Here is a 23,197-nt window from a genome sequence, read left to right as displayed (position 1 = left end):
AAGCAAGGCAACTTGGAATGCAGAAGCTAGTAAAGATGAATTGGCAACTGACGTAAGTAAAATGCTGGCTTCAAACTGCAGCATCAATTATACGGTATTCAAGGGCGGTAGCCACAGATATACTTGGCAGTATGCTTACACAATTGAAGGCGTACGAGACTGGTTATTTAATCAAGTAAAGAAATAACCAATTGTTTTCTGGTCTTTCAAGGGAAGATACGGCTAGATTTTCATTTCTCCTTTCTACTCCAATTGTTTTAGGGGCTGGATTACTAGAATTAAAAGACTTAGTACATATTCCAATTAGCAATATGCCATCATTTACTATGAGCATTTTAACATCTGCTGTGTTTGGATTTTTAAGTATCACGTTTTTGTTAAATTATCTAAAATATAATAAATTTGTCATATCTATAATTTATAGGATTATAGCAGGATGTATTTTTATAGCTATTTACTTTTCAACAAAATAGGAAAAATAACGTTAAAAAAGTGACTATATATTTTTAGATACAGATTGTTAATGATTTTTAATGTCATTTTAAGCTTTTCTTAAAGAAAAGCTCAGACCGTAGACAAACGGCACTTTCCAATTAACTAAAAAGTGCCGTTTACCTACGGTCTGAGGATATATTATGTAAATATAATATATCCTTTACCAGTATTTATAAATATTTTTTTATTTGAGTATTAATAAAAAGTTCACGCAGTTTTTACTTAAGTTTAAAAGGTCGGTTTATTGTCCAAATTATCACTTTCATCTCCGTTAGGATTGCTTCTTAAATACTGTCTGCCATTTTTGGATTTTCCAACATTTACACCTTCTATTAAATTATCTTTTGTCATCATTATTGCTTCGTCTATTGAATATACATTCCCGTTTTCAAGCATTACATTGGTTATATCTCCCTGAGAATTTTTCTTCACTTTTATAACTTTAGATTTATCACTCATACTAACACCTCACCTATATTTTTTTCATATCCTTCGTGAAGTTCTTTTTAATAGTATTTGTAGCATTAGTATGAATTATTCATATAACTAAATTCTTTCTGAAATTTCCAACCATGTTTTCTTAGTCAAAAAGCTTTCTTCAACTTGTTCTTCTAATTCTAAAAAGCGTTTATATGGTATACTAAAGGAAAGTATATCTTTGTGGATAAATTTGCGAGCTGATGGGTCAGTGAGCCCGATAATACACTTTGGGTTCTGAGATTCTGTCTGTTTTATAGCATAGAGTACTGATTGCATACAGCCAGAAGCAAAGTCAACTTTCACATTATCTTGAGTTGGCTTATCGTAATTGGCAAACTGAACTAAGGCGGAAAGTTGATCAGCATTAACTAGGAAAATAATTATTTCTGGTGTTTCTTCCTCGGTTAATTCTTTTAAGGGTTTAAAAACCATATAGTTTTTTGTATTAAATTCAGGTAATTTAGTAATAAATTCTGCAGCTAGCTCAGGGTTCTTTTTATAAAATTCTCCTTCCTTATTTCCTGTGCCGCCCGTTGATAGAAAATATTCAATGTAGCCCAACTCATACCGTTTGAAACCCAATCCAGCTTTACCGCCCATACAGGTAGTTGTATTAGCATCAAATACAGCGGCACGACCTTTGGAAGCAGCATTTAACATTGAGATTACACATCCCCACTTTCCTTCCTGAAATTGTAGAGCTGTTTGGGGTTTAACATCTGTTCGGAATACTGCAACTGGTTGATTCTTAAGTTTTATAGCCTCTCCAATTTTACTATTCATCTTATCACTCCTTCTAAGTTATTTATTAATTACATTTTAAAACAAATCATAATTTCTGATTATTTTGAATTCAATATATTTTAATTATATAGTTTATATTGATTCAATCATAGTAAAAATTTATGAAGAACAATGCAGCTAATTCATAATTTTAGTATTGTATGAATTGAATTTTGGTAGAATATATCTTATAATATATAAATACTATATATGGTGCTTTAAAGTATTTTATATACTATATATAGTATATGTTTGATATAAGGGGGTAAACCAATTGAATTGCATAAAAGATTTGTTTAAGAGATATTATACAAAACCTCTGGAGAAAGATAAGAATAAAACAGTGTATGATTTATTTAAATGGAAAAAAGTAGATGTATTTTTAAAAGATCATAAGACAGATAAAGTACTAGTGGACATGAAAGATTTGCAATTTCCAGAACACTATTCTCAAAATGCATGTGACATAATAGCTTCTAAATACTTCAGAAAAGCTGGAATTCTTGGAGAAAAAAATTATGAAGACAGTATGAGAGCCGTAGTACATAGGATGGTGAATTTTTGGTGTGAATCTTTAAAAGATGAAGGATTAATAAAAACAGAAGAAGAAGGATCCATTTTTTACGATGAATGTGTATATGCATTTTTAAACCAAATGTACGCTCCTAATTCTCCCCAGTGGTTCAACACAGGACTTAAATTATCCTATGACATAAAAGGTAATAGTCAGGGAAATTATTATTTTGATGATAAACTTCATAAAGTAGTAGAATGCAAAGATAATTATACCAGAACTCAAGCTTCTGCCTGCTTTATACTTTCAATTGAAGATAAGCTTTTAGGTTCCCATTCCATATCTGAACAATTTGTCACAGAGACAAAATTATTTAAAGGAGGATCTGGAACTGGCACCAACTTTTCTAGTATAAGGGCCAAAGGAGAACGCCTATCTGGAGGTGGCTCTTCTTCTGGACTCATGAGTTTTTTAAAGGCGCTGGACAGAAATGCAGGAGCCATTAAATCTGGGGGTACTACCAGGAGAGCTGCAAAAATGGTATGTTTAGATGTAAATCACCCTGAAATTATGGAGTTTATAAACTGGAAATCAAAAGAAGAAGATAAAGTAAGAGCTCTTGGGAAAATGGGATATGACACAGACATGGATGGGGAAGCTTATGAAACTGTATCTGGCCAAAATAGTAATAATTCAGTGAGATTTTCTCATGACTTTATGAGTAAAGTTGACAGATTAGAGGAAAATCCTGACGAAATCATTACTCTTACAGGTAGGGTTGATAAAAATATAAACAGAATAGAAAAGGTAAAAGATATTTGGAATGCTTTTAATATGTCTGCATGGAAATGTGCGGATCCTGCGCCTCAATTTAGTGATACTTTCAATGCCTGGCATACATGCCCTGCCGGAGAAGATGGAGATGTAAATGCTTCCTATAACAGAATTAATTCCACAAATCCCTGTGGAGAGTATGCTTTTTTAGATGATACTTCCTGTAATCTAGCATCTATAAATATATATAAATTTTATAATACAGATAAAGGCAGTTTTGATATAGAAGGTTATCTTCACATAATAGGACTTGTCCAACTTATTCTGGAATCTTCAATACACTGGGGGCAATTTCCTACAATTGATATAGCAAGAAAAACTTATCTTTTCAGGGCTACGGGACTTGGAATATCCAATATGGCTTCATTATTTATGGTCATGGGATATCCCTATGATTCTGATAAAGCCAGAGCCTTAGCAGCCTCGTTGATAGGAATACTTACGGGTCATTCTTACTATATATCCGCTCTTATGGCAAAGGAGATAGGCTCCTTTGAAAAGTTTGAAATAAATAAGCCTTATATGATGAAAGTAATTAGAAATCACGCCAGGACAGCATCTATAGACATGGAAGCCCTTTCAAGAAATTTAGGATATAAATTTTCAAGTGAATTTGAAGAACTAAATTATAGGCCATTAAAGGTGGATTTGGAACTTTTGGAGAAAGAAGGATTTTCTTACATAGGAAATGAACTGGAAAGCTGCTGGATAAATGCTCTGAAAAGTGGACTTGAGTTTGGTTATAGAAATGCCCAGGTTTCGGTTATAGCTCCTACAGGCACTATATCCTTTGCCATGGACTGTGGAGCTACTTCAATAGAACCATTCTTCAGCCATATTGTATATAAAAAATTATCTGGAGGAGGTGTTATGACAATTATAAATCCAGTAATGACTGTTGCCCTTAAAAAGCTAGGCTATAATGATGAACAAATAGAAGACATATTATCCTATATACTTGAAAAGGAGAACATGGCTGAAGATGATTTTAATTGCGGAAAGATTTTAGACGGAAAAATAGAAGGGGCTCCTCATTTAAAGGATAAACATCTTGCAATATTTGATACTTCAAATAAATGCGGCAGCGGTGAAAGATATATAGAGCCTATGGGACATGTAAGAATGGTGGCTTCCATAACCCCGCTTATATCCGGAGCCGTATCTAAAACTGTAAATTTGCCGCGGGCTGCTTCAATTCAAGATTTTAAAGAAGTGGTTTTATGTTCATGGAAGCTTGGTATTAAGGGGATTACTCTTTATAGGGATTGTTCAAAGGCAGCCCAGCCATTAAATACCAATTTATCCGGTTTAGGTGATACAAAATTAGAAGATTTGACATATGACCAACTTTTACATAGGATTAAAAACCTTGAGCAGGGTGTACAGTACTCTAAGAGAGATAAGCCCGTAGGAATTCGCAGGGGTACTACTCATCCAGCACAAATTGATGATGTAAAAATATATACTACAGTAAATAGGCGTTCAAATGAAGAAATATCTGAAATATATATAACTACAGATAGAGAGGGAACTATAATAATGGGTCTTTTAAATTCCCTGTCCAAAGCAATATCCGTAATGCTTCAGTACCATGTTGCACCCCAGGATATATCCAGGATGCTGAGAGGCCAAAAATATGAACCCTATGGATTTGTACAAAAACACCCTTATATAAAATATGTATCATCTATTTCAGATCTTATAAGTAAAATAATTGACATAGAGCTCGGAGATTTTTCTAAGTGCCAGGTTAAACCAGAAAATTATGATAAGAATAGTTTAGTTTTAGGAAATTCATCTTCTACATTGGATTCACCCAAAATTGAAAACAGTGAAACTGGGGTAAAAAAGATCCATGGTGAAAGGGTATATGGATCAGTTTGCCCTAATTGTTCCAGTACTAGAATGGTGAGAAATGGAACTTGTATGGTTTGTTTAGAATGTGGTTCTACTACAGGATGCAGCTAAAGCTATCGGTAAGGAATGATCTGTAATAAATGCTTTAATCCAGAAAAAAATAGGTTATAATATTCTAATATAGTTGATTAAGTTATTATGGGGTGAAAAATAATGAAGACTGTGGTAATATACAAGTCAAAAACAGGGTATACAAAAAGATATGCAGAATGGATTGCAGAAGATTTGTCAGCTGATATTTTTGACGCATCAAAGATCACTGTCAATATGCTTACTGCATATGATACCATAATTTATGGTGGCAGTTTGTATGCGGTAGGTATTTATGGAGTAAAATTAATAACAAAAAATATTGACAAACTTAAGCATAAAAAGGTAGTGGTCTTTGCAACGGGAGCATCACCATCAAGAGAAAGTGTAATAAATGAAGTTAGAGATAAAAACTTTACTCCAGAGCAACAAAAATATATCAAGTTTTTTTATTTACGGGGTGGATTTAATTATAGTAAACTAAATCCTTTTGATAAAGTTCTTATGACATTATTAAAGTTGAAAATAAAAAGTAAAGAGAAAGATAAATTAACAGCTGATGAAATAGGTATGCTTGCCATATATGACAAGGCAGTGGATTTTACAAAGAAAAATAATATAAATGAATTGATAAATTATGTTACTTCATAATTTATCATAAGATTCACTAGATTCACTGGATTTATTTGTGGACAGCACCTAGGGTGCTATTCCGTCTCTTTCTAATTAATCTTTACAATTTCAGAGCTATAGTGAAGATGTAAACTGTTTTTATGTAATATAAAGTTAGGCAATTAACATGATAAAGGAGAATTAAATACACATGGAAAAATTAATTGAAAACGAAAGAGAAAGCATTATTACATCCTTAATAGAAGCAATTCCTATTATCAAAGATGCTTTACCTGTGGACAGCATGTTTGCTGTGACAGATAAAGAAAAATTTTTATATTATGTTTCAGGGGAAAGTATAAATGTAAAAGTTTCACCAGGAGATCCTGTACCTCATCAGTCTGGAATGTACATATGTCAACAAACTGGGAAAAAGACACTACAGGTTTTACCTAAAGAAGTTTATGGAATTCCTGTGAAGTCCAGCTCGATTCCAATTAGAAATAAAGAAAATCACATCATTGGGGCATTAGGTATGGGTATAAGTATTAATACACAAAAGATATTATATGATGCTTCCCAAACCATTGCTTCAACTACAGAACAAATAAGTTCAACTACAGAAGAATTAGCTAGTATATCTACAAGGCTTGCTCAGGATTTAGACTCTTTAAAGGAAGCGGGAGAAAGTGTAATTCATGAAATTAAAAAAACATCGGAAATATTACAATTTGTTAATGAAGTTGCAAGAAGTTCAAATTTGCTTGGGTTAAATGCGGCCATTGAGGCAGCGAGAGCAGGAGAGCAAGGCAGGGGATTTACAGTGGTTGCTAAAGAAATACGAAAGATGGCAAGTAACAGTGCTAAGTCTGTAAAAGATATAAGTACAATTCTTCAGTCTATTCAAACGGGTGTGTCAAATATGGTTGATACTTTGATAGAAATTACTGAAATTGGAGAAGAACAAGCTTCTTCTACAGAAGAAATTTCTGCTTCTATGGAACAGTTAGCATCATCAGCAATTGATTTAGAGAGAATAGCGAAAACAGCAATTTAATTTAAATAAAGATTAAAGAATGAGAAAATGGGGAGTATTGTAACTCCCTATTATAATGTTTTATGTTATCTAGTAGCTTGTTTTAGTAATCTTGGATAAATTAGTATTTTACCAATTTTATTAATATATTTAGAAGAAAGAATTATTACAATGAATAATGAGAGTACAATAATAAATATTTCATTTTTAAGGCAGTCTATATAATCAAAAAACTTATATTTAAGCAATAATTTAATAATAAAACCATGAAATATGTATACAGTCATACTCCTTGAGCCTAAATGTGTAAAAAAGAATTTTTTATCTGGAATTAGTATTAATACAGAAATAGATATAATTATGGCTAATCCGTAGATAACTGTACGAATAATATAGTTTGGATAGATAGAGCTATTTAGCTGTGAATAGGAAAAGCTACCATAAAACCATCTATAGTCAATTTTAGTATTCATTAAATAGAACAGTATTGAAATAATCAATAAGGCTGAAATGGCATATTTTTTTGTAATGTATTGTTTAATAATATTTATGTGGTGTCTTTGAGTAAAATAACCTATGAGAAAATAAGGGAAAAATGTTATAGTTCTTGATAAACTTAAATAGTATCCAATAGTATTATCATATCCACATAATATGGAAATAAAAATTGTTATTATAATGGAATATTTAATTTTTGAAAAATAAGGTAAAATAAGGGTCCATATAAAAAGGGAAAGTAGATACCATGTAATCCAATAAGGATAAACAAAAGTAATTTTAAAATTTTGCGCTTTTAGGATATAAATATTAAATAAGGAATATAATAACTGGAATATAATATATGGTACAAAGATGGTATTAATTTTAGAGAAAAATTTTTCATCAGTATTAATGTTTTTTGAAAAATATCCTGAAGTAAAAACAAATAAAGGCATATGAAAAGAATATATAAGTGTATATAATAATTTAATATTTAAGTAGGAGCCAATTAATGGTTCTATAGTATGTCCAATTACTACTAAAGTAATTAATAATAGTTTTAAATTATCAAAATAATATTCTCTATACTTTTTTAAATTCATATTAAACCCCATCTTCATATAATGTTTTTCATGTCAAGGCTAGTATTTTGCCAACACCCATAGATTCTTTAAAGTGAGGGGTGATCACCCTACACCTCTAGGTGAATTTTTCTAAGATTCAAATGGAGAAAAATATTTCTCATAGGTAAACTCCACCTGAACCAAAGAATCACATTTGATATTAATTAACAGAATCTATTTATTATTGTATGTATTTACTGTTACAGTATGGTGTTGTATTGATTAATTAAATTTGTATTTTTTTAAAATTTAATGAATAATATTAATAAACATTAAACTTTAAAAAGCTCTATTCTATATTTAAAATGGAGCCTATATTTCGTATAACACTATTATATGAGATATGAGAAGGTTATTGAAGTGGCGAAAATTATACCATTTCGCTCTTTTCATCCAATTTTGCATACATCCTATCTTGTTGTTTAGTTGTAAATTGAAAGTATATTTCCGTATTTGAAACTGACTTATGGCCTAACCACCATTGTAGTTCTTTTATATCCATATCAGATTCTGCCAGATGAACAGCAGTTGTGTGCTTTAAAGCGTGAAAATGATGTTTGGATTTATCTTCAATACCAGCCATTGAACAATATTTTTTCATAAGATAATCTAAGGTTTGTCTTGAAATGGGATTATTCTTTTGGCTTGGAAATAATACCTGAAAGGTGGAAGTTATTCTATTTTCAGTAATATATTTATCTAGAATGGATTTTGTCTTAGAATCCAGCCTTAAAGTGTTGTTATTACTACCTTTTAGCCGCCTACAGTAAAGTTCACCTTTAGAAGCATTATAATCCTGCAATTTTAGTAAAGCAATTTCTGAAACCCTTAAACCACATCTGTAGGCAATTCGAAAGATTACTAAATCTCTAAGAGAATGAGAAGAGTATGTATTTTGAATTGCTTTAAAGAGAGCGTATGCTTCCTGCTGTGTTAAATATTTAATTTTACTTTCGTTGTTTTTTGCCATAATTATTCTCCTTAACTAAGTATTGTACAAAATAAACATTTTGTACAATTTTGTTATAATATTTTTATATTAATATGAAAATATTATACAAAATATTATATTAATATAATTCTATCTAAATTAATATATAATAATTTAAATAGAATGTCAAAAAATGATTAGATTTTATATATTAATTAAGTATAATTTACTATTATGGTGAGTTGTGTTATATACTTTTATTTATTAAAGTACTATAATAAGTAAAAAAATGTTTTTTTACGAAATTGTAATATATAATCTAATATATAACTTTAATGGATAATAGTACTTATGTAAGTGCAATAATGTAATTTTGTATTTGGATAATAAAGTTTTATAATAGTAATATATTAAAACTTTAATAAATAATGAAGTGTCATTTTTAAAAATTAAGTATAATATTTTATTTTAGATTTGGAGGAGGATTAATATGGGCAAAACTGTAAATATCGATTGGAATAGTCTGGGATTCGATTATATCAAAACGGATTTCAGATATGTTTCTGTTTGGAAAGATGGCAGCTGGGATAATGGAAAGTTGGTAGAAGATAATATGCTTACTATAAGTGAAGGTTCACCAGCACTTCACTATGGACAACAATGTTTTGAAGGGTTGAAATGTTATCGTAGGAAAGATGGCAAAATACAGCTATTTAGACCAGATCAAAATGCAAAACGACTAAAGAATAGCTGCAGACGTTTGTTAATGCCTGAAATATCAGAACAGAAATTTATTGATGCATGTGTTAAGGTTGCAGAGGCTAATGAGGGGTATGTTGCACCATATGGTACAGGGGCAACTCTTTATCTTAGACCATTTATAATAGGTGTGGGTGATAATATTGGAGTTAAGCCTGCTGACGAGTACATATTTTGCGTGTTCTGCTGTCCGGTGGGACCATATTTTAAAGGAGGCGTTACACCTGTTAACTTTATGATTTCAGACTATGACAGGGCAGCACCATACGGTACAGGGGCAGCAAAAGTTGGAGGAAATTATGCTGCAAGTTTACTTCCTCATGAAAATTCCGCTAAAAAAGGTTTTGCAGATTGTATATATCTTGATCCGGCTACCCATACTAAGATAGAAGAAGTAGGAGCGGCGAACTTCTTTGGAATTACTAAGGATAATGAATTTGTAACACCAAAGTCACCGTCTATATTACCGAGTATCACAAAATATTCTTTAATGCACATAGCAAAGGAATATTTAAATATGCAGGTTGAAGAAAGAGATGTTTATATTGATAAAATAGACGAATTTGCTGAAGCTGGAGCTTGTGGAACAGCAGCTGTAATAACTCCTATTGGAGGTATAGAATATGAAGGAAAACTTCATGTATTCTATAGTGAGACAGAAGTGGGTCCTATAACTAAAAAACTTTATGATACACTTTATGGGATTCAATTTGGAGATGTAAAGGCTCCTGAAGGATGGATTGTAGAAGTATAAAAGTAACGTTCTGATATTTTAAAAATAGCAAATTTAAAAAATAACAAGTCAAAGATGTGAGGAATATTTTATATAGGACAAGATAATGGTTTATAAGGTTCTGCAATGGTATTATGTAAAATAGGTCAATATATTGACTTGTTATTTTTTTTAGGTATCTAACACTGGTAATATAGGTATTTCCGATTTGTGGTGAAGTAGCTCTAAACTATGTAGGACAAAGCCTGCGAAAACTAAATTTTTATTAATTTACTATTAACTCTATTGTAATTTATGGTGAACAGTATTAAAATGTAATTAACAATTAATAATAATTTTGTAAATATAATTTTATAAAATTTATCCTTTACATATCTATATGCCAAGGATAACAATAAGAAAGGGGCTGGAAATATGAAAATAACTGTAAATGGAAAAAATATTGTGCTGACAGAGGCATTGAAAAGTGCAGTAAGGAAAAAGCTATCTAAGATTGACAAGTATTTCAACCCTGATGTAGAAGCTCATGTTACATTAAGTGTGCAAAAGAATAGACAGAGGATCGAGGTTACAATTCCATTTGGAGGGGTTATACTAAGAGGAGAAGAAGAAAATGATGATATGTATGCTTCAATTGATTTGGTTTTAGATAAATTAGAGGGACAGATAAGAAAACAAAAAACAAAGCTTTTGAAAAGAAACAATTCTAAATCTTTAAAGTTTCAGCTTATACCAGATGTAGAAGGAACTGATGAAGAAGAACATAAAATAGTGAGGACTAAAAGATTTGCGGTAAAGCCTATGTCATCAGAAGAAGCAGTTCTCCAGATGGAACTTTTAGGTCATAGTTTCTTTGTATATCAGGATGCTGAAAATGGAGATGTAAATGTGATATATAAAAGAAGAGACGGAAATTATGGATTAATAGAACCTGAATTTTAGAAGTTAACTACAGGGAGGAAGCTAAGCTTCCTCTCTTTATGGTTTGAGATATACATTAATTGTTAAATGTGAAACTGGTGTTTAAGTTGAATAGCTTATAATTAGGTGATATAATCTAAAAGATGTACTTTTTTATAAAATTTAACGGGTGAGGATGAAGAGAATGAAACTTTTTCAAAAAATATTTGGCTCATACAGCCAAAGAGAGGTAAGAAGAATTATACCTATAGTTGATAAGATAGATAGTTTGGACTCAAAAATACAGGCATTAAATGATGAACAACTTAGGGCAAAGACTGATGAATTTAAAGATAGAATTTCTAAGGGAGAATCTTTAGATTCAATACTGCCTGAAGCTTTTGCGGTTGTTAGAGAAGCAGGATATAGAAATGTAGGATTAAAACAATATAGAGAGCAGCTCATAGGAGGAATAGTAATCCATCAGGGAAGAATAGCAGAAATGAAAACTGGTGAAGGTAAAACTCTTGTTGCTACTGCACCAGCATATTTGAATGCTCTTACAGGTAAAGGAGTTCATATAATTACAGTAAATGATTATCTTGCAAAAAGGGATAGAGATACCATGGCACCCATATATGAGGCATTAGGACTTAAAGTAGGTGTTATTTTACATGACATGAGCCAATCTCAAAGGCAGGAAGCCTATAACTGCGATATAACCTATGGAACTAATAGTGAATTTGGATTCGATTATTTAAGAGATAACATGGTTATCTACAAAGAGGAAAGAGTTCAAAGAAAACTAAATTTTGCTATAGTGGATGAAGTGGATTCTATTTTAATTGATGAGGCTAGAACACCACTTATTATTTCGGGAGAAGGAGAAAAGTCAACTGAATTTTATAATATTGCAAGTGGCTTTGCCAAATCTTTGGAAAAGGAAGATTACACAGTAGATGAAAAAGCAAATGCAGTAATGCTCACTGATACAGGAATAAAGAAAGCGGAAAATTTCTTTAGTCTTGAAAATTATGCTGATCCTGAAAATATGGAAATACAACATTATGTAGTTCAAGCGTTAAAGGCAAATTACATAATGAAAAGAGATAAAGATTACATGGTGAAAAATGGAGAAGTGCTCATAGTAGATGAATTTACGGGAAGAATGATGGAGGGTAGAAGGTATAGTGATGGGCTTCATCAGTCTATAGAAGCTAAAGAGGGAGTTAAAGTAGAAAGGGAATCTAAAACTCTTGCTACTATTACTTACCAAAATTACTTCAGAATATTTAACAAATTGTCAGGTATGACTGGTACTGCACAGACTGAAGAAAATGAATTCAGACATATATATGGATTGGATGTAATAGTAACACCTACTCATAAGCCAATAATAAGAAAAGATTTTCCAGATGTGGTGTATAAAAGTGCAAAAGGTAAATTCAAAGCCATAGCTGACGAAATATATGAGACTTACAAAAAGGGCCAGCCAGTTCTAGTAGGTACAGTAAGTATAGAAAAATCTGAACTTCTTTCAGATATGTTGAAGAAAAGGGGAGTACCACATCAAGTTCTAAATGCAAAATTTCATGAGAAAGAGGCAGATATAATTTCTTATGCAGGTCAAAAGGGAACTGTTACCATAGCTACTAATATGGCAGGACGTGGTACTGACATAAAATTGGGAAAGGGAGTAATTGCCTTAGACGGATTGAAAATAATAGGAACAGAAAGGCACGAATCAAGGAGAATTGATAACCAGTTAAGAGGACGTTCTGGACGTCAGGGAGATCCAGGTATGTCAAGATTTTATGTATCCCTGGAAGATGATCTTATGAGAATATTTGGCTCAGATAGACTTCAAGGTATAGTTGAAAAATTAGGACTTAAAGATGATGAAGCTATAGAAAGTAAAATGGTTTCAAATGCTATAGAAAATGCACAGAAAAAGGTAGAAGGCAATAATTTTGATATAAGGAAAACTTTACTTCAATATGACGATGTAATAAATAAGCAAAGAGAAATTATATATAAGCAGAGATCCCAAGTACTTGAAGGAGAAGATCTAAAAAATGATATACAGGATATGATAAAGAGTTTAATAAATTCTATTGTAGATTCCCATATATCCGGTGTAGAAGAGGAGTTTGAGGATGAAATAGTAAAACTCATTGAATATATTGAGGATATATACATACCTAAGGGTTCTATTAAGGCAGAGGATATTACAAATCTTTCTAATGAAGAAATTAAAGATAAATTTATAGAAATAGCTCAAAAAATCTATGAACAGAAAGAAATAGAGTTTACTCCAGAACAGATGAGGGAAATTGAAAGAGTAATATTGTTAAGAGTTGTTGATACCAGATGGATGGATCATATAGATGATATGGAACATTTAAAAAGGGCTATTGGACTTAGGGCATATAGACAGCAGGAACCAGCGCAGGCATATCAGTTTGAAGGCAGTGAAATGTTTGAGGAAATGATCTATAATATAAAGCTGGATACTATAAAATATCTACTTCATGTACAAATTGAGAAGGCTCCAGAAAGAGAAAGAGTAATTAAAAATGTAATTACCAATCAAGGAGAGGATTCTGCAAGAAAAAAACCTGTGAAGAAAGAAAAGACTGTAGGGAGAAATGATCTTTGTCCATGTGGTAGTGGGAAAAAATATAAAAATTGTTGTGGAAGAGTTATTTAAAATATATAAATGGAAGGTGATTGTATGCTGTTGCAATTAGAGGAAAGCCTTAATAAGTTAAATAGTTTAAGTGAAAATATAAAAGAAATAAGGGAGTCTCTTTGACTTAGATAATTTGAAAAACAAAATAGAGGAATTACAGGCAAAAATGCAAGAACCTGATTTTTGGAATCATATAGATACTGCACAGAAGGTAGCCAGTAAGGAAAAAGATCTAGAAGGTAGACTAAATAGATATACTTTATTACTACAAAAGGTGGAAGATGCTAAGGTTTTATTAGAGATTATAAAAGAAGAGGATGATGGGGTATCTTTTGAAGAAGTTATAAATGATATAAAAGATATAGAGTTTCAGGTTGACGCATTTAAAACAGAAATACTTTTGTGTGGAGAATATGATAAAAATAACGCTATATTAAATTTACATGTAGGTGTTGGAGGCACAGACGCACAGGATTGGACAGAAATGCTATTGAGGATGTATACAAGATGGGCAGAAAGAAAAGGATATAAAGTTAGTACTCTAGATATGCTTGAAGCAGAGGATGCAGGAATAAAGAGTGTATCTCTTAGTATTACTGGAGAATTTGCCTATGGATATTTAAAGAGTGAAAAAGGTATTCATCGTTTGGTCAGGATATCACCATTTAATGCCAATGGAAAGAGACAGACTTCTTTTGCATCTGTAGAAGTGCTTCCTGAACTCACAAGTGATCAGGACATAGAAATAAGACCTGAGGATTTAAAGGTAGATACATTTAGGTCAGGAGGTGCAGGAGGACAGCATGTAAATAAAACTGAGTCTGCTGTGAGGATAACTCATATACCTACTGGAATAATTGTACAGTGCCAAAATGAAAGAAGCCAACATTATAATAAAGATCAAGCATTGAAAGTATTAAAGGCAAAGCTTGTGGATTTAAAAGATAGAGCTCATAAAGATAAAATAGAAGATCTTACAGGAGAACTTAAGGATATGGGATGGGGAAGCCAGATAAGATCTTATGTATTTCATCCTTATAATTTGGTAAAAGATCATAGAACTGGTGTAGAAAATGGTAATATATCTTCTGTAATGGACGGTGATATAGATACTTTTATAAAGGGTTATTTAAAACAACAAAGTGGTAAATAGTAAAAAGGTGCTGAGGGTAATTGTAACCCGAGAGCATCTTTTTATTGCGGATTTTATAGCAGTCTAATTTATCTTTGCTGTATATGCACATAAATGGTATAATATAGTTGATTTTGGTTATATTAGAGATTATTTAATTAATTCTATAGCAATTTGTAATTTTGCTGATATTTGTGTGCGGCTTGCATTAATTTGTTTTATATACAAATCAATTATATTCCCAAATCAAGAGGTATATTTAAATTTGCAAAGTATGAAAAAATTAGAAATGAGGAGAAAAAATGAAATGGAAGCTGTTATAGGATACATAGTAATGATTTTCATTTCTGCGAGTTCAGATATAAAGAACAATAGTGAAATTAGAAAAAGAATAATATTACAGTGGGGAAAAGAACCAGAAAAAAAGTACAACGGGGAAGATATGGCCAGTATATCAAAGTATTTCATCAATAGAATCCAGCATGGAAAGGAAAATTTCTTTATTGATGAAATCACCTGGAATGATTTAGATATGAATGAAATTTTTCAGGATGTGAATAGCACAGAGAGTACTCCAGGGGAAGAGTGTCTATATACTATTTTAAGAGAGCCATTATATAATGAAGAAGAACTTAAACATAGACATGAAATGATAAATTTTTTTAAAGATCATGAGGATGATAGAAAAAGCCTTCAATATTTACTGGCTAAACTTGGGAAAAGGAGAGGACTCTCCATAACTGATTATTTTTATAGTGGCAGTGAAAAGAGAAAATCCTCTTTAACTATTTATAGAATATTAGGAATTATGCCTCTAGTGTCAGTAATTTTAGTTTTTTTTAATATACATCTGGCAGGTGCCTGGTTAATAATATTTTTTGGGATAAACATGGCAGTACATTATAATGAAAAAAATAAGATAGACCATAAGTTACGGGATTTTATCTATATGATTAAAATAATAAAATGTGCTAATTCAATTTTAAAACAAAATATAAGTAACTTAGAATATTATAACCAAAAAATTAAAGGTTCTTTAAATTCCATAAGAAGTATCAAAAATGTATCTTTCAATTTAAATAATAATGGTACAGATATATCCTTGATGTTTGAGTATGCTAATATACTTTTTTTAAGGGATTTGGTAAATTATGAAAAAATGTGTATTGCCCTTGAGAAAAAAAGTTATGAATTTAAAGTTATATTTCAGTTAGTAGGAATTTTGGACAGTTGTATAGCAATTGCTTCCTATAGGGACAGGTTGCAGTTTTATGCTGTTCCTCAATTATATAAGTGCAGTGAAAAAAAAGAACAAAATATTGAAATTCATGATATAGTCCATCCTCTTATAAAAAGTGCTATAGGGAATTCTATAGATATTTTAGATTCTATTTTAATTACGGGTTCAAATGCTTCAGGAAAATCAACTTTCTTGAAGACTGTTGCTATAAATATAATATTTGCTCAAACTATATGTACTTGTACTGCAAGGTATTTTAAATCTTGTTATGTAAAATTGTATACTTCCATGGCACTTAAAGATAACATATTTACCAATGAAAGTTATTATATTGCAGAAACTAAGTCGCTGAAGAGAATCATTGATAGTTTAAACGAACAAATACCAACTATATGTTTTGTGGATGAAATACTTAGAGGAACTAATACGGTGGAAAGAATAGCGGCTTCTTCTCAAGTTTTAAAATATTTGACTGTAAGCAACTGTATATGCATAGCTGCTACCCATGATATAGAGCTTACCTACATGTTGGAAATGTACTTTAAGAATTATCATTTTCAAGAGAAAATTGTAAATGGTGAAATATTATTTGACTACAAAATTCATAATGGTAGGGCCACAACCCAGAATGCTATAAAACTTCTAGGTATTTTAGGATATAACAATGATATTGTAAGTGAGGCCCAAGAGAAAGCAGATAAATTTTTACAGCAAGGAATTTGGGAAGTGTTATAGTACATAAAAATTGCACAGAAGTTTTTCATATGCTAAAAGATAAGTCTATATTAATTTGCAAAAATCTATATAAGTGTTGTAATATATTTTTAGTTAATTAGCTTTATATAAATTTATAAAACCTTTACCCTAAATTTACTTAAAAGTTAATTAACAGGATGTTTACATAAATTGAATACAATCAATAAGATTGGGCAGGAGGTCAAAATGAACAATATAACAGACATATTAGTTAGGGAACTGGACGTAAATAAAAAATATGTAGATAATGTAATAGAATTATTGGATTCAGGTAATACAGTACCCTTTATAGCTAGATATAGAAAAGAATTAACAGGAAGTATGAGTGATATCACTTTAAGAAAACTAGCAGAAAGGCTTACATATCTTAGAAATCTTAATACTAGAAAAGAAGATGTACTGAGAATAATAGAAGAACAGGGTAAGCTTACAGAAGAATTGAGAAAATCCGTAGAAAACTCCAATACTTTAACAGAGGTTGAAGATATATATAGACCCTATAAGCCAAAAAAGAGAACCAGGGCTATTATTGCAAAGGAAAGAGGCTTAGAAGCACTTTCTCAAATAATATTAAGTGGTAATTTTGCAGATAACATAGAGAAATATGCAGAGCAGTTTATAAATGAAGAAAAAGAAGTAAATTCCATAGAAGATGCACTTGCGGGAGCAGTAGACATAATAAGTGAAATCATATCCGATGAAGCCAAATATAGAAAGTGGATGAGAAAATTTGTCCAAGATAATGGAACAATTGAAACAAAAGGTGAAAGTGAAGAACCAACTCCGTATGAAATGTATTATGATTACCGTGAAGCCGTAAAGTCTATTCCCCCACACAGAATACTTGCTATAAACAGGGGAGAGAAAGAAAAAGTCTTATCTGTGAAAATAACTTGCGATATGGATAGAATAATAGAATATCTAAAGGGTGAATGTTTAAAGGGAAATAAAGTAACTGATAGTTATATAGAAAAAAGTGTAGAGGATTCTTTAAAAAGACTTATATATCCTTCTGTTGAAAGAGAAATAAGAACCCAGCTTACAGATATAGCAGAAGAAGGTGCCATAAAGATATTTAAGGCAAATTTAAAGGCACTTTTAATGCAGCCTCCTATAAAAGGAAAAAATGTACTTGGATATGACCCTGGGTTTAGGACAGGATGTAAGATAGCAATTTTAGATGATACGGGAAAACTTTTGGATACAGCTACAGTTTATGCTACTGTGCCACAAAATGATATAGAAGGTGCCATAAAGATATTGAAGAACTTAGTATATAAATATGATGTTAGTGTTGTATCTCTTGGGAATGGAACTGCAAGCAGAGAGTCAGAAGAAGTAATAGTAAGACTTATAAAAGAAGTAAAAGAAGAAAAGAATAAGACTCTCTATTATGTAGTGGTATCTGAGGCTGGCGCTTCTGTATATTCTGCTTCAGAGCTAGCTGCCAAAGAATATCCTGACATAAATGTATCTTTGAGGGGCGCAATATCCATAGGAAGAAGACTGCAGGATCCACTAGCGGAACTTGTAAAAATAGATCCTAAATCTATAGGAGTAGGTCAATATCAACATGATGTTTCTCCAAAAAAATTAGATGAGTCCTTAGAGGGTATCGTAGAAGATTGTGTAAATAGTGTAGGTGTAGATTTAAATATGGCAACAACATCATTATTATCCTATATATCGGGGGTAAATTCAGGTATAGCTGCGAATATTGTAGCCTATAGGGAAGAAAATGGTAAGTTCAAAAATAGAAAAGAGCTCTTAAAAGTTAAAAGGCTGGGGGCAAAAGCTTTTGAACAGTGTGCAGGATTTTTAAGGGTTATGGAAAGTGATGAACTACTTGATAATACATCGGTGCATCCAGAATCCTATAGCGCTGCTAAAAAGCTTTTAGAAACCCTTGGATATAACAGTAAAGATTTAAAAAATAGCGGCCTTACAGACATAGATAACAGAATTGAAAAAATTAGTATAGATAGTGTGTCGAAGGAACTTAGTGTAGGAATTCCAACTTTAAGAGATATAATAAAAGAAATAAAAAAACCAGGAAGAGATCCCCGGGAAGAATTACCGAAACCCATATTGAAAACAGGAATAGTTGATATGAGCCAGCTTAAACAGGGAATGGTACTTGCAGGTACAGTTAGGAATGTAGCAGATTTTGGTGCTTTTGTAGATATAGGCGTCCACCAGGATGGATTGGTACATATAAGTCAAATGTCTGATAAGTTTGTAAAGCATCCTTTAGATGTAGTTCAAGTAGGAGATATTGTAAATGTAACTGTGCTTGAAGTGGATGAAAAAAGGAAAAGAATTGCGTTAAGCATGAAATAGATATCAATATTTATTAATAAATAAAAATTATTTTAACAATGTATTGAATTTTGTCGTTAAAAGTATTATAATGAAATCGTTGAAATTAAAATATGATCTTCAGGGCGGGGTGGAATTCCCCACCGGCGGTATAGCCCGCGAGCTGTTAAACAGCATGATCCTGTGAAATTCAGGGGCCGACAGTACAGTCTGGATGGAAGAAGAGAGAATAGTATGTTTATTAGCCCTGGTATTTTTGCCAGGTTTTTTTTATTGAACTGTTCACCTAGAAGATTATACTTAATATTTTAGGAGGGTATTTAATATGAATAATAGTAAATTGAATAGGTTAGTTAAGGTATCATTATTAGGTGTAATAGGATTTTTACTTATGTTCATGGAATTTGCAATTCCAATATTCCCATCATTTTTGAAAATTGATATAAGTGACTTACCAGCTTTAATCGGAGCTTTTGCATTGGGACCTGGAGCTGGAATTGCCATAGAATTTTTAAAAAATGTACTGCATGGAATATTTGATGGGACAACCGGGTTTGTAGGAGAATTAGCAAATTTTGCTGTGGGTTCAGTTTTGGTTTTTACAGCAGGATATATGTATAATAGAAATAAAACTAAAAAGACGGCAATAATTGGTTTGGGAACAGCAACTGTTACTATGTCAATAGCTGCTGCATTGTTAAATTATTTTATATTGCTTCCGCTTTATGAGAAACTCTTTAAATTTCCTATAAGTGCAATGGTTGCAGCAGCAGGAAAATTAAACAGTATTGTAACAGATTTAACTACATTTGTATTATTTGTTATTGTACCATTTAACTTGTTGAAAGGCATAGCCCTTACTATCCTTACACTAGTTCTTTATAAGAGTGTTTCTCCACTGTTAAAGCAAGAGCATAGCAAATTTAGCAAATCAGAAAAAGCGAAAATTTAACAGAACATAATAATTAATAAAAATCCGGGGGTTACTCCGGATTTTTTATGTTTATGAAATAGTAATTCTATACGATAATTTATATAATTTTAATTAAGAAATATTTTTAACAAATTACAAAGGGTGATTAAGTTGGCGGGAATATGGAATATAAATAGTGTATATAATGCTAATAGCAAACAAATATCTACAAAGTTGTCTTTTCAGATAGGAGAGAAATTTTCTGCTAGGGTTTTAAATCTGAATAAATTAACAGGAGAAATACTTTTGAAACTCTTGGACGGATGGCAGTTTTCAGCGGAAATAGACAATCCTGAAAGTATTTTAGAAAATAAACTTATAAGACTACAAGTAGAAGGTTTTGAAAATGATAAGCTTAAATTAAAAGTTGTTAAGTCAGAAGAAAGCCAGCAAAATGAAAGTAAGGATTCTATAAAACTTTTCATTAAAGAAAATTCTCTTAACTTAAACAGTGAAGATTATGAAATCATAGAAAAGATGGTTAAAAGTGAAATACCACTTACTAAGGAGAATATCTCCAATATAAAAACTATATTGGATTTTATAAATAAAATAAAACAATACCCAAAGGAGGAAGATGTATTTATACAAAATTATCTGCTTAGTAAAAGTATAAATCCTGATAGCCAAAAAGGAGATGCGATAAAAGACACTCTAAAAAATTTTTTTAATGAATTGAAAAACATAGATAAGGAAGATTTATTTATTTTTTTAGAAAATAATGTGGAATTAAATGAAGATAATATAAAAAGTTTTAATAATGTATTTAAGAAGGATAGTACCATATATAACGAAATTAAGTATTTAGGAGATATTTTAAAAAGCGATAAATCAATTTATAATAATGAGGAAAACAATGATAATGTGAAACAATCTAATTCATATAAAAATGGAGAAGATAATAGTATTGGCAATAAAGTAAATACTTTAAAAGCTGATGAAAAAATTAATTATTCAAATCAACCAAAATTAGATGTTAATACAAAGTCTAGTGTAATTGAAAATAATACAGAGTCCGATAAATTAAATAAAATTTTAGATGAAGTAAAAAACGTAAATACCGAAGAAAAGCTGCAGGTTAATAATAGGAATAAATTGGATATAAATGAAAATGTTGATTCTAAACAGACATATGAAAATAATAATAAAAGTGTATTGAGTAATACTTTAGATTTTGATGGAAAGATGAAGGAAATGTCTTCCCATAGTGCTAGAAATGCTAATATTATTGCTGAGAACATAGATGAAATTGTAAGTCAGATAAAAGATCAGGTAAATGCGAAAACAGATGAAATAAAAGATATTATAAGGCAGTTTTTAGAACAAAAGAGTGATGGTAAAAACGAATTTTCTAAAAATATAATTTACCAATTAAACAATAATATAAATGATTTTAAATTATTTAATACTATTTCTAACTCATATTATTATATGGATTTACCTATAAATCTGAATGATACAGATTATCAGTGTAAACTTATGATTAAAGATGATAGAAAAAAAGGAAAAAAAATAGATTCCACTAATGTTAAAATAATTACATCTATAAGTACTGAGAATATGGGAGTAGTAGATGCCTATTTAACAGTAAATAATAGTAAAATGAATATAGACATTAAGTGTAGTAAAGAATGGCTAAATCTACTGTCACAGGGACATAAAAGAATACTGGAGAGTTTATCAAACATGAAGTATAATATAGATGTTGCGTTTTATGAAAAGAAAGAAGAAATGAATATATCTACTTGCAGAGAGTTTTTTGATGATAATGATATAGGAACATTAAATATTAGGGTTTGATTATTATAAGCATATATTTTTTTGGAAATTGTAAATGATTGAGTTATAAATTGAGATATCTCACAATAAGTAAGGGGAATGTTATGAAAAAGAGAAAAAAGGCAGTGGCTTTAAAATATGAGCAAAATTATGAAGCACCTATGGTTACTGCGGCAGGCATTGGACAAATAGCGGATAATATATTAAATAAAGCCAGAGAAAGTAATGTGCCTATAGTTTATGACCAGGAGCTTACTAATCTCTTAAGTAATGTAGATGTGGGAGATAGTATACCTGTTGAACTGTATGATGCAGTGGCAAAAGTAATAGCTTATGTGATAGATATAGACAAAAATATAAGTAGAAGGTGATTATGTGGCTTTATTTGCGATATCAGATTTGCATTTAGATATAACAGGCAATAAACCCATGGATGTTTTTGGGCATAACTGGATTGAGCATGATGAAAAAATTAAAAAAAATTGGATGAGTAAGATAACTTATGAGGACACAATACTTATAGCGGGAGATATATCTTGGTCTATGAATATGAAAACAGGATTTGGTGATTTAGAGTGGATTCATAATTTGCCTGGAAGAAAAATCATGGTGAGAGGTAATCATGATTATTGGTGGGGTAGTATTACTAAGCTAAATAATCTGTATGAAGATATGGATTTTATACAGAATAATTTTTTTACATATAAAGATTATGCAATATGCGGTACCAGGGGATGGAATTGTCCTGGCAGCGAAAACTTTTCGACTCATGATGATAAAATATATAATAGAGAACTTCTAAGAATGAAAAATTCTTTAAACTGTGCAGTGGAGGCTGGATATGATAAATTTATAGTAATGATTCATTATCCCCCTGTAGGGGAAAAGTTTATGAACTCTGGATTTAGATATATATTTGAGGAGTATAACGTGGAAAAAGTTATATATGGACATCTCCATGGAGAAGCTCTTTCAAGATCAGTGAAGGGATTTATAAATGGGGTGGAATACATGTTAACTTCTGCAGATTGTATAGATTTTTGTCCAATAAAGATAATTTAGGATCAAGTGATTCTTAGGTTCAGGTGGAGTTTGCTCATGAGGAATGCTTTTCTCTATCTGAACCTTATTAACAGTATTCTTAGTGTCTTTAGCACTTAGAATACGTTATCCTTTAGG

General features: G+C 31.0%; 20 protein-coding genes and 1 riboswitch. Of the genes, 15 read left to right on the top strand and 5 right to left on the bottom strand.

Annotation, left to right across the window (positions count from 1 at the left end; translation table 11 throughout):
* Window positions 1-187, top strand: a 187-nt coding sequence (locus tag ACJDU8_RS19305; RefSeq protein WP_406793800.1) for a hypothetical protein, incomplete at its 5' end; no start/stop codon positions are given.
* Here ACJDU8_RS19305 and ACJDU8_RS19300 read toward each other — a convergent pair.
* The gene (locus ACJDU8_RS19300; RefSeq protein ID WP_406793803.1) at window positions 164-334 is read right to left on the bottom strand and encodes a hypothetical protein; all 171 of its coding nucleotides are present in this window, start codon (window positions 332-334) and stop codon (window positions 164-166) included. The genes ACJDU8_RS19305 and ACJDU8_RS19300 overlap by 24 nt on opposite strands.
* Between ACJDU8_RS19300 and ACJDU8_RS19295 the strand changes: the two genes are divergently transcribed.
* Entirely contained in the window at window positions 252-473 is a 222-nt protein-coding gene (locus tag ACJDU8_RS19295; RefSeq protein ID WP_406793802.1) for a hypothetical protein, read from the top strand. The two genes, ACJDU8_RS19300 and ACJDU8_RS19295, sit on opposite strands and share 83 nt — an antisense overlap.
* Window positions 474-723: 250 nt before the next feature.
* Here the strand turns inward: ACJDU8_RS19295 and ACJDU8_RS19290 are convergent, their stop codons facing one another.
* On the bottom strand, window positions 724-954 hold the full coding sequence (locus tag ACJDU8_RS19290; protein WP_406793799.1) for a DUF3892 domain-containing protein: 231 nt from the start codon (window positions 952-954) through the stop codon (window positions 724-726).
* Window positions 955-1,041: 87 nt separating this feature from the next.
* A complete protein-coding gene (locus ACJDU8_RS19285; protein WP_406793798.1) occupies window positions 1,042-1,758 on the bottom strand; it encodes a DUF169 domain-containing protein in 717 nt (238 codons plus the stop codon).
* A gap of 274 nt (window positions 1,759-2,032) precedes the next feature.
* On the opposite strand from ACJDU8_RS19285, the gene ACJDU8_RS19280 reads away from it, so the two are divergent.
* The 3 genes from ACJDU8_RS19280 (at window position 2,033) to ACJDU8_RS19270 (ending at window position 6,722) form a co-directional block, all read left to right on the top strand.
* Window positions 2,033-5,074: a vitamin B12-dependent ribonucleotide reductase gene (locus tag ACJDU8_RS19280; RefSeq protein WP_406793797.1), complete on the top strand. Its 3,042-nt coding sequence runs from the start codon at window positions 2,033-2,035 to the stop codon at window positions 5,072-5,074.
* Window positions 5,075-5,176: 102 nt separating this feature from the next.
* The gene (locus ACJDU8_RS19275; RefSeq protein ID WP_406793796.1) at window positions 5,177-5,704 is read left to right on the top strand and encodes a flavodoxin domain-containing protein; all 528 of its coding nucleotides are present in this window, start codon (window positions 5,177-5,179) and stop codon (window positions 5,702-5,704) included.
* A gap of 172 nt (window positions 5,705-5,876) precedes the next feature.
* Window positions 5,877-6,722 carry a methyl-accepting chemotaxis protein gene (locus ACJDU8_RS19270; RefSeq protein WP_406793795.1) on the top strand — a complete coding sequence of 282 codons (846 nt, stop codon included), beginning with the start codon at window positions 5,877-5,879 and terminating at the stop codon, window positions 6,720-6,722.
* A 65-nt stretch (window positions 6,723-6,787) separates the two neighbouring features.
* On the opposite strand, the gene ACJDU8_RS19265 is transcribed toward ACJDU8_RS19270, so the two are convergent.
* Both ACJDU8_RS19265 and ACJDU8_RS19260 read right to left on the bottom strand, forming a co-directional pair.
* Window positions 6,788-7,783 carry an acyltransferase family protein gene (locus tag ACJDU8_RS19265; RefSeq protein ID WP_406793794.1) on the bottom strand — a complete coding sequence of 332 codons (996 nt, stop codon included), beginning with the start codon at window positions 7,781-7,783 and terminating at the stop codon, window positions 6,788-6,790.
* Between the two features lie 391 nt (window positions 7,784-8,174).
* Window positions 8,175-8,774 carry a tyrosine-type recombinase/integrase gene (locus tag ACJDU8_RS19260; protein WP_406793793.1) on the bottom strand — a complete coding sequence of 200 codons (600 nt, stop codon included), beginning with the start codon at window positions 8,772-8,774 and terminating at the stop codon, window positions 8,175-8,177.
* A 451-nt stretch (window positions 8,775-9,225) separates the two neighbouring features.
* Here ACJDU8_RS19260 and ACJDU8_RS19255 point away from each other — a divergent pair, with 451 nt between their 5' ends.
* From ACJDU8_RS19255 to ACJDU8_RS19210, 10 genes are all read left to right on the top strand, one after another.
* Window positions 9,226-10,248 (top strand): branched-chain amino acid aminotransferase, encoded by a 1,023-nt coding sequence (locus ACJDU8_RS19255; protein WP_406793792.1) that lies wholly within the window; start codon window positions 9,226-9,228, stop codon window positions 10,246-10,248.
* Window positions 10,249-10,641: 393 nt separating this feature from the next.
* On the top strand, window positions 10,642-11,169 hold the full coding sequence (hpf, locus tag ACJDU8_RS19250; protein ID WP_406793791.1) for a ribosome hibernation-promoting factor, HPF/YfiA family: 528 nt from the start codon (window positions 10,642-10,644) through the stop codon (window positions 11,167-11,169).
* A gap of 163 nt (window positions 11,170-11,332) precedes the next feature.
* Complete coding sequence (gene secA / locus ACJDU8_RS19245; RefSeq protein ID WP_406793790.1) at window positions 11,333-13,837, top strand: preprotein translocase subunit SecA; 2,505 nt, start codon at window positions 11,333-11,335, stop codon at window positions 13,835-13,837.
* A gap of 24 nt (window positions 13,838-13,861) precedes the next feature.
* A protein-coding gene (gene prfB / locus ACJDU8_RS19240; RefSeq protein ID WP_406793789.1) for a peptide chain release factor 2 occupies window positions 13,862-14,972 on the top strand; the annotation gives its coding sequence in 2 pieces (ribosomal slippage) (window positions 13,862-13,939 and window positions 13,941-14,972; 1,110 coding nt in all).
* A 286-nt stretch (window positions 14,973-15,258) separates the two neighbouring features.
* Window positions 15,259-16,926, top strand: a complete 1,668-nt coding sequence (locus ACJDU8_RS19235; protein ID WP_406793788.1) for a MutS-related protein — start codon at window positions 15,259-15,261, stop codon at window positions 16,924-16,926.
* 207 nt (window positions 16,927-17,133) lie between these two features.
* Window positions 17,134-19,287 (top strand): Tex family protein, encoded by a 2,154-nt coding sequence (locus ACJDU8_RS19230; RefSeq protein WP_406793787.1) that lies wholly within the window; start codon window positions 17,134-17,136, stop codon window positions 19,285-19,287.
* 91 nt (window positions 19,288-19,378) lie between these two features.
* Window positions 19,379-19,496, top strand: a riboswitch (FMN riboswitch).
* A gap of 95 nt (window positions 19,497-19,591) precedes the next feature.
* The gene (locus tag ACJDU8_RS19225) at window positions 19,592-20,218 is read left to right on the top strand and encodes an ECF transporter S component (RefSeq protein ID WP_406793786.1); all 627 of its coding nucleotides are present in this window, start codon (window positions 19,592-19,594) and stop codon (window positions 20,216-20,218) included.
* 123 nt (window positions 20,219-20,341) lie between these two features.
* Entirely contained in the window at window positions 20,342-22,039 is a 1,698-nt protein-coding gene (locus ACJDU8_RS19220; protein ID WP_406793785.1) for a hypothetical protein, read from the top strand.
* Between the two features lie 83 nt (window positions 22,040-22,122).
* Window positions 22,123-22,389, top strand: coding sequence for an EscU/YscU/HrcU family type III secretion system export apparatus switch protein (locus ACJDU8_RS19215; protein WP_406793784.1), 267 nt, complete (start codon window positions 22,123-22,125; stop codon window positions 22,387-22,389).
* 4 nt (window positions 22,390-22,393) lie between these two features.
* Window positions 22,394-23,080 carry a metallophosphoesterase gene (locus ACJDU8_RS19210; protein WP_406793783.1) on the top strand — a complete coding sequence of 229 codons (687 nt, stop codon included), beginning with the start codon at window positions 22,394-22,396 and terminating at the stop codon, window positions 23,078-23,080.
* Window positions 23,081-23,197 lie beyond the last annotated feature (117 nt).

The organism is Candidatus Clostridium eludens (genome assembly GCF_045310515.1).
In the GTDB taxonomy this organism is placed as follows: Bacteria; Bacillota; Clostridia; order Clostridiales; family Clostridiaceae; genus Clostridium_B; species Clostridium_B eludens.
This window is presented reverse-complemented; position numbering and strand designations above follow the sequence as displayed.

What these genes read in the sequence shown, in the direction of transcription:
- ACJDU8_RS19260 (WP_406793793.1), bottom strand. Translation starts at nt 8,774, where the DNA reads ATGGCAAAAAACAACGAAAGTAAAATTAAATATTTAACACAGCAGGAA.
- ACJDU8_RS19215 (WP_406793784.1), top strand. Translation starts at nt 22,123, where the DNA reads ATGAAAAAGAGAAAAAAGGCAGTGGCTTTAAAATATGAGCAAAATTAT.
- ACJDU8_RS19225 (WP_406793786.1), top strand. Translation starts at nt 19,592, where the DNA reads ATGAATAATAGTAAATTGAATAGGTTAGTTAAGGTATCATTATTAGGT.
- ACJDU8_RS19230 (WP_406793787.1), top strand. Translation starts at nt 17,134, where the DNA reads ATGAACAATATAACAGACATATTAGTTAGGGAACTGGACGTAAATAAA.
- ACJDU8_RS19270 (WP_406793795.1), top strand. Translation starts at nt 5,877, where the DNA reads ATGGAAAAATTAATTGAAAACGAAAGAGAAAGCATTATTACATCCTTA.
- secA (WP_406793790.1), top strand. Translation starts at nt 11,333, where the DNA reads ATGAAACTTTTTCAAAAAATATTTGGCTCATACAGCCAAAGAGAGGTA.
- ACJDU8_RS19300 (WP_406793803.1), bottom strand. Translation starts at nt 334, where the DNA reads ATGCTCATAGTAAATGATGGCATATTGCTAATTGGAATATGTACTAAG.
- ACJDU8_RS19265 (WP_406793794.1), bottom strand. Translation starts at nt 7,783, where the DNA reads ATGAATTTAAAAAAGTATAGAGAATATTATTTTGATAATTTAAAACTA.
- ACJDU8_RS19290 (WP_406793799.1), bottom strand. Translation starts at nt 954, where the DNA reads ATGAGTGATAAATCTAAAGTTATAAAAGTGAAGAAAAATTCTCAGGGA.
- ACJDU8_RS19255 (WP_406793792.1), top strand. Translation starts at nt 9,226, where the DNA reads ATGGGCAAAACTGTAAATATCGATTGGAATAGTCTGGGATTCGATTAT.
- ACJDU8_RS19275 (WP_406793796.1), top strand. Translation starts at nt 5,177, where the DNA reads ATGAAGACTGTGGTAATATACAAGTCAAAAACAGGGTATACAAAAAGA.
- hpf (WP_406793791.1), top strand. Translation starts at nt 10,642, where the DNA reads ATGAAAATAACTGTAAATGGAAAAAATATTGTGCTGACAGAGGCATTG.
- ACJDU8_RS19235 (WP_406793788.1), top strand. Translation starts at nt 15,259, where the DNA reads ATGGAAGCTGTTATAGGATACATAGTAATGATTTTCATTTCTGCGAGT.
- ACJDU8_RS19285 (WP_406793798.1), bottom strand. Translation starts at nt 1,758, where the DNA reads ATGAATAGTAAAATTGGAGAGGCTATAAAACTTAAGAATCAACCAGTT.